We start from the raw sequence: 13,022 nt of genomic DNA, 5'->3' as shown, positions 1-13,022 counted from the left end.
ACATACGCTGAATTTTCCAGTCAATGATACGAGGTACATTATGATCTATGCAAACCCAGGCAGCGCTGATGCTGTAATCAATTTTAAAGATCGATACGAGAACTTTATCGGTGGAGAATGGGTCGCTCCAGTAAAAGGCGTTTACTTCAACAACCTGACGCCGGTCACCGGTGAAGACTTTTGTGAAATCCCCCGCTCTAGTGCAGAGGACATCGAATTAGCCATCGACGCTGCTCACGCTGCGAAAGATGACTGGGGGAAAACCTCGGTACAGGAACGCTCTAACATATTACTGAAGATTGCTGATCGTCTAGAAGAAAATCTAACCAAACTTGCTGTAGCCGAAACATGGGATAACGGTAAACCTATCAGAGAAACCATGGGCGCTGACATCCCACTGGCCGTCGATCACTTTCGGTATTACGCAGGTTGTATTCGCGCTCAAGAAGGCACGCTTTCACAAATTGATGACAATACAGTTGCTTATCATTTTCACGAGCCAATGGGCGTTGTGGGACAAATCATCCCTTGGAATTTTCCTATTTTAATGGCTGCTTGGAAGCTGGCTCCAGCCTTAGCTGCAGGGAATTGCATAGTATTAAAACCAGCAGAGCAAACACCAGCCAGCATTCTGGTGTTAGCTGAATTAATATCAGATATTGTTCCCGCTGGCGTGCTTAATATCGTTAACGGCTTCGGTAAAGAGGCCGGTGAAGCCCTAGCCACTAGCACGCGTATCGCAAAAATCGCATTTACTGGGTCGACTGCAGTAGGTGGGCACATTCTAAAATGTGCAGCTGAAAACCTAATTCCATCTACTGTTGAACTGGGAGGTAAATCACCTAACATCTTTTTTAAAGATATAACCAACTTTGAAGACGACTACCTTGATAAGTGTGCTGAAGGTTTTGCTTTAGGCTTCTTCAACCAAGGAGAAGTTTGTACCTGCCCTTCACGCGCTTTAGTACAAGAAGATATATTCGACGAATTTATGCAGCGTGTGCTTGAAAAAACCAAGAAAATCATTCGAGGAAATCCATTAGACGACAGCACCATGGTCGGTGCTCAGGTATCAAAAATTCAGTTCGATAAAATCATGGGGTACATTGACATTGGTCGTGATGAAGGTGCTACGGTACTTACAGGTGGTTTTTCAGAAGAATCACCAGCAGACATTGACGATGGTTACTACATTCAGCCAACCATCCTAAAAGGCGATAACTCAATGCGCGTTTTCCAAGAAGAAATTTTTGGGCCTGTTATTTCGGTAACGACATTTAAAACACCTGAAGAAGCGGTAGCAATCGCCAACGATACGGCCTACGGGTTAGGCGCGGGCGTCTGGACCAGAGACGCTAATCTTGCTCATAAAATGGGACGAGCGATAGAGTCAGGTCGCGTCTGGACCAACTGCTATCATCTGTACCCAGCGCATGCCGCTTTTGGTGGATACAAAAAGTCTGGAATAGGGCGCGAAACACACAAAATGATGCTAGATCATTATCAGCAAACCAAGAACTTATTGGTTAGCTATGATACTGCGCCACTCGGTTTCTTCTAAGCTGAAGAAGTGCGTACCGCTTTGCAACTTGTGCGGGCGGTATGCACATTTATCCGCGAATTTGCTATGCGTTTAACTCACCTATATAACGATTTAATCCTGATTATTGGTACTTTACTGTGCCTTTTTTCAATTGCCAGCCATGCAGATACCGTTCCTCCAGATATTGCTAAACTGTTCCCCAGTGCCACACGCATCGAAGCCCCTCTTGAAAATCTAGCCGTTACGCCTGTTTACCAATTAAACGAGTTACTAGGTTATACGTTCGAGTCTGATGACTTCACCCAATTTATTGGCTTCTCAGGTCAAACTATTAATCTGCTCATCGGCTTAGATACCCAAGGGATCATCACAGGTATTAAAGTACTGACTCACAATGAGCCTATTTTTCTCCACGGTTTAGGAGAAGAAGCGATGTTCGGTTTTATCTCGCAATATCCCGGACACTCAATTAAAGAGCGCTTTATTATCAACAGCCGAGAACAACATTCAGCCGATAATACTTACCTTGATGGCGTCACTCGAGCTACGATCTCTGTACTTGTTATCAACGACACCATTATTGCCTCTGCTCTAAAAGTCGCTAGGCAAAAACTCGATGGTTTTCTAGCTGCTCAACCTCACCAAATTAGACATAATTTCTATCATCCTATGTCCTTTGAGCAACTTATGGAAAAGGGATACATTCATCACTGGGAGGTAAGTACCGAAGAGGCAATGGGCATCTCGTCAAAACTAGCCCAAAAAGTAGCAAGCGTAACCAATGGCCAAAGAGACTTTATCGATATCTACTTTACTTTCGTCAATATCCCTATTATTGGCCGGAACCTATTAGGTGACAAAGAATACGATCGCCTACTGGAAGAGTTAGCGCCTGGCGAACATGCCTTAATGCTCTTCAACAAAGGGCAGTATTCATTTGTCAGCGAGCAGTTTATTCCCCAAACAACCTCCAGCCGGTTAAGCGCTGAACAAGGTGGATTCCCGGTAGATGTGCGAGACATAGATTTTTACAGTTATTACCCTCCTAGTTTTGCTATAGATATACCTGCATTCAATGACCAGAGGGTATTTCGAATTAAATCTCAATCAGGTTTTGATATCAGCCAACCGTTAAACTTAAAGCTACTTGTCAGCTATCATTCCTCATTCTTAAGTCAGCAAGAGTACGCATTCCCCTATACAAGTGAGCCAAATAACGAGTTATTTGAAGAAACCTCTGCAGATATAACTAGCCAGGATCAGAGACCATTATGGCAAAAAATCTGGTTAGACCGCTCTGTGCAAATCAGCACTATGACACTCTACTTACTGTTCGTCATTTGGGTATTTATGGCACAGCATTCGCTAGCCAAAAACCAAACGAAGATACACCGCCTGCGTTTCGCCAGTTTAGTGTTTGTCCTGTTCTTTATTGGTTTTTTCACTCAGGGACAGCTTTCGGTAGTGAATATCTACACCTTACTTCTAGCGCTTGGCCCTGATTTCAATATTACGGTATTCCTGCTGGACCCTATTATTTTCATTCTATGGATGTTTGTATTTGTTACGTTATTTTTATGGGGCCGAGGTGTTTTTTGCGGTTGGCTTTGTCCATTTGGCGCGCTTCAGGAGTTTATGGGGATGCTGGCAATGAAACTCCGTATACGCCAAATTAAAATTTCACCAACGCAACACAAGTTTGGTCAGAAGATAAAATACGTCATACTGCTAGGATTAGTCGGATGTTCATTCTATTCCCTTACCTTGGCAGAAAAATTAGCTGAAATAGAGCCCTTTAAAACATCGATTACCTTGAACTTTGTGCGCTACTGGCCATTTGTGCTGTATGCAGTGTTGTTATTGGTTCTGAGTTTAAAAATTCATAAGGTGTACTGTCGTTACCTATGCCCATTAGGCGCTGGCTTAGCCGTGCTAGGCCGTTACCCTTTATTTAAATGGTTAACGCGACGACAGGAATGCGGCAATCCCTGCCAGCTTTGTCGCAACAAAAAATGTGCAATTGATGCGATTGAGCCTAGCGGAGCCATTGATTATAAAGAGTGTATTCAGTGCCTTGAATGCTTAGTAACCATCGAGAGCCCTAAGCTATGTGTTGTAGATAAATATAAGAATAAGAGCATTAAAGTGCGTAAAGTGACATAAAACAAACCATTGAATCTGTTTATATTTCACTCAATCCCTGAGATATTTGTATGTGTTTAGCTCTGGTTAAAATATGCAGCTATCCCCTACTCATCCGCTTTGGAAAACGAGTTTCCCATTATATTATGAGTGGCAGATCAATAAGAACGCGATGCTAGATTTCATCTAATAAGATATAAAAAAGGCTATACATAATGTCAAATATAAAAACAATAACAGCCATCACTCGCGCCACTGACCCGGCCATTGCCAGCCTAGAATTGCGTCAACAATTGTCTGACCCAGATATAGCGTTCGTGCTGTTCTACTGCTCATCTGTATACTCCTTAGACAACCTAGCAAAGCACATGACATCTACCTTTACTGGTATTGAACTAGTCGGCTGTACGACCGCAGGTGAAATTACCCCAAATGGTTACGAACAGCATTCCATTATTGCCATTGGTTTTAGCGCTTTTCATTTTGCCGTTAGCGCTCAGATTGTTGAATCAATGGAAAATTTCAGTTTGATAGATGCTCAAGAAACCGTTAATAAGCTTACCGAAAGTTGCTTTGTTAAAAAAATAGCTTCTATTAAAAACAACTCGTTTCTATTGACACTGCTAGATGGATTATCTGCCGATGAAGAGCAATTTTTGGTTACGCTCAATTCTGCCGCTGGGGGCATTCCTCACTTCGGGGGTTCCGCTGGCGACGACATACATCTAGCCAATACACATGTTTTTTACCAAGGGTCGTTTTATCAAAATGCGGCGATTGTCTTAATGGTCAACACAACATGTCCTTTTGAAGTATTCAGTAGCAACCATATCAAATACGCTACCAGTAAAGTCGTGGTAACCGCCGCCGATGCGGACAGCCGTACCGTATACGAATTAAATGCCGAGCCCGCTGCACTTGAATATGCCCGGCTGCTCAATGTAAAAGTTGAAGACTTAAGTCCTGAGTTGTTCGCTTTGCATCCTCTTGCCGTTAAAGTGGGCGGGAAATACTATATTCGCTCCATTCAAAAAGTGAACGAAGCGGACTTAAGCCTCATATTTTACTGTGCTGTAGATGTAGGAATAGTGCTTAGCACTGTAGTAATGGACGATATTTTTGCGTCTCTTAGCAGTGAATTAACCCGCATGACATCTCAGTATGGTGAGCCTGAGTTAGTGTTGACTTGCGACTGCTTCTTGCGCCGCCTTGAAATAGAGCAGCGCCAGCTACTTGGTGAAGCAAAAACCCTACAACAACGATATAACATTCGTGGATTTAACACCTACGGTGAACATATTGATGGTACCCATCTCAATCAAACGTTTACCGGCGTGTTCATCGCCGGAGTTAGCAAATGAGTGAACAAGAGCTGCTGCAAGAAATCGCCCAATTACGGGCTGAAAACACTAAATTAAGAAAAATCAACGATGCGCTCATTTCCCGTGTAGAACAAGGCGGAGGCAATCAATACGCCCCCTACGCAGCATTTGAACATTCTGTGCACTTAGCAGAACAGGTCAGAGAAAAGACCCAAATTTTAAATGAAACGTTGGCAGAAGTAGAGTACAGCCACCGTGCACTTAAGCAAGCAAACGAAGACGCTAATATTTTTAAGCAACGTTTTATTGATGCGATCGAAAGCATATCTGAAGCATTTGTATTACTCGATAGTGACGGCCTCATATTGTTGCAGAATTCAAACTTTGCAACGTTCTGGGGTAAAACCGGCTTATCCATCCAAGAAGGTGCCAACTTCAACGATTTAAAAGATCGTGCAAAATCTAGCGGTATGATACGACGTGCAAGTCCAGGTGGTGAACAAAGTAGCCCAGTATATCAATTGGCAGATGGGCGCTGGTTTCAGCTGAATGAGCGACGCACAAGTGAAGGTGGTTGGGTAATGTTGTACACCGATATTACTGATATCAAAGTTGCTGAAACAGCCCGCTATGAACAAGGCATGATCCAAAAATCGATGCTACTGCAAGGATTAATAGACAACTTGTCCCAAGGGGTTGTGATGATCAGCAGTTCGAATCAAATTGAGGTCTGGAATAACCGATTTGTACAAATGAGTCAGCTTTCTCCTAACCAACTACGTTCCATGCCGTACTTTCAACACTTAACTAATTTGACTGAATTAGAGCTCAGTGAGCGACCAAGAAATAAAGATGGCTACTATGTTCAGACGTTATCCAACGGAACCGTATTGGAAATCCGAGACCACAGGTTAATCAACGGTAAATTGATCAAAACCTACACCGATATCACGGTTAGGCACCGTTATGCCGAATCACTAGAGAAAAACGAACGTTGGCTACGGCTTATTACCGATAATGTACCTGCTATGATCGCCTACATTGGCAGCGATTTAAAGTTTCAATTTACCAACCAAGTCTATGTAGACTGGTATGGTTGGCCCCAGGGGAGTTTGGATGGCGAATCGATAAAAGATAGCCGGGTCGATTCAGATTACAGCCAGCTTCGCCCGTACATTGAGCGCGCGCTCAAAGGGGAAAGTCTGAGCTTTGAGATTGCTGAAAATAATCACGCTGGGGAAGCTAGATACCTACTAAAATCCTACGTACCTAACCGAAATGGTGAAGGCCATGTGCAGGGTTTCTTCGTTTTGGTCAGAGACATTACTGAACGTAAACGCAATGCCGTCGCATTACAAAAAGCCCATGACCAGCTTGAAATTCGCGTGGCTGAACGAACATCTCAACTCAAAAACTTAAATGATGAACTGCTGATTGAAGCAGAAGAACGCCGCATAGCTCAAGTGAATCTAACGAACGCTAAACGAGAAGCTGAGTTTGCGAATATTTCGAAAACAAAATTTCTTGCCGCGGTTAGTCACGATCTACTGCAACCCCTTAATGCAGCTCAACTGTTTACCAGTTCACTAGCTGATACACTGATAAATACGGAATCTTTTCCTGTGGTGAATTCATTAACCAACTCACTTGATGATTTAGAGAATTTAATCAGCACGCTTATTGATATATCAAAGTTAGATGCCGGTGTGGTAAAAGCGGACAAAGGAACATTTAAGCTCTCTGAGTTGCTAGACAACCTGGCTAATGAATACCAACAGGCAACCAGTCAATACAACATTGAGTTACGCTACGTCCCATCACATATCATGGTGTATAGCGACAGCGTTTTGCTTGCTCGTATTCTGCGCAATTTTATGTCTAATGCTTTTCGTTACGCCGCGAAGGGTAAAGTTTTGTTAGGCTGCAGACGTCGTGGCGAGCACGTTACATTAGAAGTATGGGATACTGGCTCCGGTATTGCCCAAAATCAACTCTCTGAAATTTTTAAAGAATTTAAACGTTTAAAATCTTCACAAAGTGCATTTGGAAACGGGCTCGGTTTGGGATTGGCTATTGTGGATAAAATAGCCTCGGTATTAGGGCATAAAATAAACGTACATTCTGAATTAGGTAAGGGCTCAGTATTCTCTGTTTCTGTGCCTATTGCTGCCACACTCGAACCTCTAAAGCCATTGACCTCAACGCAGTTTGCGGTCAATCCAACAGATTTTTCAAATTACCGAATATGGTTGGTCGATAACGACATAAGTGTTTGCGAAGGGATGTCGCGTCTACTTGCAGGTTGGGGTTGCAAAATAATTACAGCGGTTAGCTTAAATGAATTAAAAGACAAGGTAGATATTGCCTACGATAAGGTAGATATTCTAATGGTTGATTATCACTTAAATGATGGTGAATTAGGTCTAGATGTAGCTCAGCATATTAATCAAATTCGGCGAACCGCCCTACCCACCATAATGATCACGGCCAATTACAGCCAATCACTTAAAAATGAGATCAAAAACAGCAAAATATTATTGCTCAATAAGCCGGTAAAACCCATGAAACTGAAAACATCAATGCTTTATCTCTTACGAAAAGCTTAACGTTTCAGATATTGGTTAAAATCAATATCACCACAGCCTACCACTACTTTTACACGATTTGTGGCGCCTAGTTTTTTAAGGATAGATGACACATGGGACTTAATGGTTGTCTCTGAAATATGTAGGTTGTAAGCAATCTGCTTATTTGCTTCGCCCTTAGTTAAATGCTTTAACACGATCAGTTCTCGGCGAGTTAATAGCGATATTTTTTCGGGTGATATTTCACATTCATTTGTTTGGTTATCAACCGTTTGAGAGCGCATTATATTTGGCGGTAAATATACATTTCCTTCAAAAACACTCTGAATCGCCTCGCCTATTACTTTTTTGGATGAAGATTTAGCAATAAAGCCAACGGCACCATAGGAAAGCGTTTGTAGTATCTTCTGCTTTTCGGTTTCTGCAGACACAATAACCACTGGTGTGGTGGGGCATTCATTTCGAACATCAAGTAAACCATTGAGCCCTGTCATGCCCGGCATGTTCAAATCCAATAGAATCAAATCAATTTCATCATTACTTTTAATTAACTCAAGCGTTGATTCAATGTCTTCTGTTTCATAGGTCGAAGAGCCTGGAAACGCAGAACTAATCGTATTGATTATCGCTTCACGAAACAATGGGTGATCATCAGCAACTAGAAATTTATACATGACGCTTAACACTATGTTTTAAATAAAATATTCTACCTTATTTATGCCCCACAACCCACTTAAAATTAACAGTTTTTTAACACGAAAAGGCAGTAAAATATGTCATTTTACTGCTCTACGTAATAACACTTTCGATTTAATTTTCTTTTCCGATTAAAATGCTCGGCGCCCCGCCAGTTGAAATACGTACTGCGTCACTTGCTACAATTTGCATTTCTTCACTAGCAAGTGTGTGCTGCAATTCCTCGATCGAACTAAAAACCATGGTAAATAGCTGATAATACTTGGTTATTTCATCTCCCACCGCACAAAATTTAGTGACTGTGTAGGGCAATTCACCTGTTTGAGAAATGCCCAACTTTTGATGGAACAACGCTAAATGCGAAACATAATCGCGCTCAAACGTTTCTTTGTCTTTTGGCTGTGGATACAGCACCATTAATTTTACACTTTGCATTATGCTCACTTTTGAGTCCATTGCTATTAAATTCAGCTTAAAATGTCACCACAGCGCCAATAGAAATTGTATCGTTATCTTCTCCCACCAAAGAGTCCGTTACGTTTGCTTCGGTATGGTTATATTCCAGCACAGCCGTTAGTCCAGGACGAATACTATTGAAGTAGGCTAGCCCTGTATTTTCATGTTCAGCATCCAAATCGCTGTTGGTATTTTCTACTTCAGTTCGCCCATACGTCATCACGAACCTGTGATCTGCCAAGGTGTAAGATGCCTGCAACAGCATACCGTCGGTTTCAATAACCTCAGGCCCTACTATTTGATCAAGCCCAGCAACGTGCCCTAACCCTTTGGTGCTATAGCCAGACGCAGTTAGTGCTATACCCGCGAATTTAACATTTGCGCCATATCCGACTCCAGATTGATCTTGTTCTACACCGTCAACTTCACTAGATTGGCTAACACCGCTCAACCATGCTTTAAATGAGCCATTGTCAAAAGTTGAGTTGTACATCAACTCAGCTTCAAACCGAGGTAAGTCTTCAGATGAGTCAGAAGAAACCTTGTTAGGGTCCATTAGGCCCACCGCAATTTTAAAACCATTGAATTCAGGTGAGCGATAGGTAATTTGGGCCTTAGGGAATGGATAGGTGTAACCCGTACTGATGTTACCGAAGGACACATTACCGCCATCGACTAAGCCAAAAAAGTCAGACGTTTGACCAAAACCTAACAATAATTCATCATTTAATATGTTCGCGCGATTAAATAACCCGAAATCTTTACCTATGAGTATTTCCCCCCAATCCGCCTTAACAGTCGCATAAAATTGGCGCACATCAATTAATGACCCCGTTCCCAAATCAGCAGGCGATGCGTCGCGATTATTATCGGTGTCATTAATGGAGACCCAAAATGACGAGCGCATCTCAATTTTCATATCTGACAACTGATTAGAAAAGTTGAAACCTACATTATTCGGTAAAAAGCCCATTCGCACACGCGACTGGTCTCTGTCTGTACCAACACCTGCAGCATCAGTAGTTTCAATTGAACTATTAGAATAGAAGGCGTTAACCAAACCGTCTGCGCTAAAACTCAAACCATCATTTTCGTAAACTTCTATTTTAGCCACTGCACTGAATGAACTTGCGATCGTCGCTGACAAGAGTCCAAATTTCATTAATTGGTTCATGATTGTGTTTCCCATTTTTTGTTATCGTTCAACGGGATCATATAAATACCGGCACAGCTAAAGAATTCGACGAGGTAACGAAATCACGCATTATTTAGGATGATAAAAAAGAACTAGTACTTAAGGAGGGAAATGCTGAAAAAGCACAACTATCCTCTCACCGCGATACGTTGAGAATAAGCCGGAGAAAGTTAGCCAGTTTGTTTTTTGATAACCCGTATAAAGAAACGCATCACGAGCCACGTAAATACCAGTAAAACCGGGACGGCGGCCCCTTTAACTAAGGTTTCGTTCAACGCCAAATCAATCGATGCGAGGGCGTTTAATACGTAATCAAGTAAACTCATGGAATAGTAAACAATGGCGACAATCGACACACCTTCTACTACTTGCTGCAATCGCAACTGCACCTCGCCTCTTTGATTAATCGCCGCAAGTAGTTTTTGATTTTGTTGCTCAATTGACAGGTCAACTCGGGTTTGCAGTAAACCACTCGCCCGCTCTATGCGACAAGCTAGTGCATCTAAGCGACGTGTTAACGCCTGACATGTTTTGACACCAGGGCTTAGCCTGCGTGTAACAAATTCACTCAAGCGTTCTTTATTGCTGATCTCTTGTTCTTTGAGCTGAGCAATGCGCGAGCAAACTAAATCGTAATATGCATTTGTGGCGCTAAAGCGATAACTAATATCAGCTAGTATTTGCTCAGTTTGACTTGCTAAATGCGATAATGCTGTCAGCATTTCTTTGTCATCAAAACCGTCAAGGCTTGCCATGCTTTGATTGATTCCCATTAAGCGCTGCTCTATTTGTGTCACCTCAGATGACAACGCTTTAGCGATAGGTAAACTTAACAGTGCCATCATTTGATAGGTTTCAATTTCCAGCAGTCGCTGTACCAAACGCCCAGCCTGATAGGTATTTAAAGCAGATGACTCAATATACACCCGAGAAAAACCATCACTGTGTATTCGAAAAGAAGTAAACACATTAGCTCGCCCACTAGATACATTGCTACCAAAAACTTGGTAACTTTCGAAGGCCTGACACAGGAGCTCTTCACTGGGTGGTTTAGCACTTAGAATCACGTTCACAGCACTGACAAGCTCCCCTACTAATTCATCAAACCATTGCTGGGGAATAAACTCTATGGCGAAACTATCAAACAATCTTTGACTACTACCATTTCTGATAAAAGTATAATTAGAAAACTCTAAATGCCGTTCCCAGCGGATCTCAAAACCAGTGAAATGCTGGTAATAACAACAAGCATCTGGCTCTGGAGGCGGAGCATTGTAACGTGCACACAAGGAGCATAGTTGCTGAAATTCCTGCGCTCGCTGGTCTTGGGTAATTCGCACTGCGATGTGACTTATACTCGTACCAATATCAATTTGCACACTGGGTCGATTATGTAATTCTTGACTCAAACTTTGTCGCGTTTCAGACACCCATAGACGAGGCTTATTTTGATTACCTTGGGAGACAGCGTCTTTTGTAAGTTGTATCGTCATTCTGGTGACTTCTTTGTTTGTTCAATATCTACGCATCAAATGACGCTACCCGCGAGTAAGTTCGGGTACTTTGCCAAAAGAGCGGCTTGCCAACTGAGCTCATCAACACCAGACTCGGTGCGAGGGCGAGCAATTCTTACTGATTCCTGATGGACTATTCGACTGGGTGGCTGACTTAAAAATAGAATTCTATCGGCCAGATACACAGCCTCTTGTAAGTCGTGGGTGACAAAAATCACACTGCACTTGTGACGTTGACAAAATCGCATTAAGAGTAAACGCAGGCGCGCCGCAGTCGGTGCATCTAGTGAATTAAATGGCTCATCAAGTAACAACAACTTAGGGTTGATCAGAAATGCACGAGCAATACTGACTCTTCGCTGCATTCCTCCAGACAAAGTACGGGGGTAGCAATCCTGTTTCCCCTCTAACCCTACGCTCTTTAGTAACTCACTGATAGTGTCTAGATCAACACTTGGTTTAACTAACGTTAAGTTTTGCTCAACGGTTAACCAAGGCATTAACCTAGGTTGTTGAAAAATATAACCAATTCGAGTGCTAGTTTGAGTATTTAAAGGCTCACCATCCAATATAACGCTACCCGATTTACTTGGTTCAATGCCACTTATCATGTTAAGGACGGTGGTTTTACCGCATCCTGAAGGGCCGACAATCGCCATAAACTCCCCAGAAGCTAGATCAAATTCAATATGCTCTAGTACACTGGTGCCATAAACGTACTGCTTATTTTCGATACGAACGTTAATTTCAGCCACGCACACCGCCCCGAGCAATAAGTTTATCAATAGGTCGAAAAACAACCGCTTCAACGCACAGTATGATGCTGATAAAAGCACATGTGTAAGCCAAAATACCCGTAATATCAAAGTACTGAAATTGGGTGTTTAATGCGAAGCCCACTCCGTCACTTCGCCCAAGCAACTCAACAACTAAGACAATTTTCCAAATTAAAGACAGCCCTGAACGAGCAGATGCCATGATAAACGGATAAAGTTGCGGTAAGAACACCTTGAGGAAAGTGCGCCAAGGTGACAATCTATAAACTTTCGCCACTGCCAATAGATCACTATCCACTACCCTCGCCCCTTCGCGTATCATTACCACAACCGTCGGGACTTTATTTAGTACCACCGCCGCAATAGCAGCACTTTCCACTAAACCAAACCAAATGTAGCACAACAAAATGGTCACTAACGCCGGGACGTTTAAGGCGATAATCAGTGCTGTATCGGTCAATTTGTTAAATCTGGTATAGGTTCCCATTAGCACACCAATTAGCACGCCTAAGAGCATAGAAATAACAAAACTGACGGCCACGCGTTTAAGCGTAACCCAAAGATTTAACAGCATTTCTCCTTGCGTGATATGAAAATGAATACTGCTAAGGACCGCAATACAACTTGGAAAATCAGGACTTGCCACAAGCCACGCGATCGTCTGCCAAATGATACCAACGGCTAGTAACTTTACTAAACGTGAAAATAACCAGCTAGTCGCCTCGTGAGTAACAAGCGACACGGGCAAGACTCGTGCAAAAAGCAGCTTTTTCATTACAGACTTGCTAGCGAC

General features: G+C 42.5%; 10 protein-coding genes. 4 read left to right on the top strand and 6 right to left on the bottom strand.

All coding sequences use genetic code 11. From position 1 onward, the window contains the following. Positions 1-40 precede the first annotated feature (40 nt). The 4 genes from exaC to GCHA_RS09965 all read left to right on the top strand — a co-directional run bounded on the left by exaC (position 41) and on the right by GCHA_RS09965 (position 7,613). Positions 41-1,561 carry an acetaldehyde dehydrogenase ExaC gene (gene exaC, locus GCHA_RS09980; RefSeq protein ID WP_007987741.1) on the top strand — a complete coding sequence of 507 codons (1,521 nt, stop codon included), beginning with the start codon at positions 41-43 and terminating at the stop codon, positions 1,559-1,561. A 66-nt stretch (positions 1,562-1,627) separates the two neighbouring features. Then, positions 1,628-3,706 carry a 4Fe-4S binding protein gene (locus GCHA_RS09975; protein WP_039992343.1) on the top strand — a complete coding sequence of 693 codons (2,079 nt, stop codon included), beginning with the start codon at positions 1,628-1,630 and terminating at the stop codon, positions 3,704-3,706. Positions 3,707-3,900: 194 nt separating this feature from the next. Further along, entirely contained in the window at positions 3,901-5,046 is a 1,146-nt protein-coding gene (nosP, locus tag GCHA_RS09970) for a nitric oxide-sensing protein NosP (protein WP_007987739.1), read from the top strand. After that, the gene (locus GCHA_RS09965; RefSeq protein WP_007987738.1) at positions 5,043-7,613 is read left to right on the top strand and encodes a hybrid sensor histidine kinase/response regulator; all 2,571 of its coding nucleotides are present in this window, start codon (positions 5,043-5,045) and stop codon (positions 7,611-7,613) included. Before nosP ends, GCHA_RS09965 begins: the two co-directional genes overlap by 4 nt. On the opposite strand, the gene GCHA_RS09960 is transcribed toward GCHA_RS09965, so the two are convergent. From GCHA_RS09960 to GCHA_RS09935, 6 genes are all read right to left on the bottom strand, one after another. Further along, entirely contained in the window at positions 7,610-8,266 is a 657-nt protein-coding gene (locus GCHA_RS09960) for a response regulator transcription factor (protein WP_007987737.1), read from the bottom strand. The two genes, GCHA_RS09965 and GCHA_RS09960, sit on opposite strands and share 4 nt — an antisense overlap. A 136-nt stretch (positions 8,267-8,402) precedes the next feature. After that, positions 8,403-8,723, bottom strand: coding sequence for an EthD family reductase (locus GCHA_RS09955; protein ID WP_007987735.1), 321 nt, complete (start codon positions 8,721-8,723; stop codon positions 8,403-8,405). A 37-nt stretch (positions 8,724-8,760) separates the two neighbouring features. Further along, positions 8,761-9,918, bottom strand: a complete 1,158-nt coding sequence (locus GCHA_RS09950) for a porin (RefSeq protein ID WP_007987733.1) — start codon at positions 9,916-9,918, stop codon at positions 8,761-8,763. A 191-nt stretch (positions 9,919-10,109) separates the two neighbouring features. Then, positions 10,110-11,432, bottom strand: a complete 1,323-nt coding sequence (locus GCHA_RS09945; protein ID WP_007987732.1) for a DUF3422 family protein — start codon at positions 11,430-11,432, stop codon at positions 10,110-10,112. A gap of 35 nt (positions 11,433-11,467) precedes the next feature. Beyond that, on the bottom strand, positions 11,468-12,208 hold the full coding sequence (locus tag GCHA_RS09940; RefSeq protein WP_007987731.1) for an ABC transporter ATP-binding protein: 741 nt from the start codon (positions 12,206-12,208) through the stop codon (positions 11,468-11,470). Further along, on the bottom strand, positions 12,201-13,004 hold the full coding sequence (locus GCHA_RS09935; RefSeq protein WP_233076168.1) for an ABC transporter permease: 804 nt from the start codon (positions 13,002-13,004) through the stop codon (positions 12,201-12,203). The genes GCHA_RS09940 and GCHA_RS09935 overlap by 8 nt, the downstream gene beginning before the upstream one ends. Between the last annotated feature and the right edge of the window lie 18 nt (positions 13,005-13,022).

The sequence above is a fragment of the Paraglaciecola chathamensis S18K6 genome (genome assembly GCA_000314955.1).
Classification (GTDB): Bacteria; Pseudomonadota; Gammaproteobacteria; order Enterobacterales; family Alteromonadaceae; genus Paraglaciecola; species Paraglaciecola chathamensis.
Note: the sequence above shows the minus strand (reverse complement) of the source record. Positions and strands in the feature narration are given on the sequence as shown.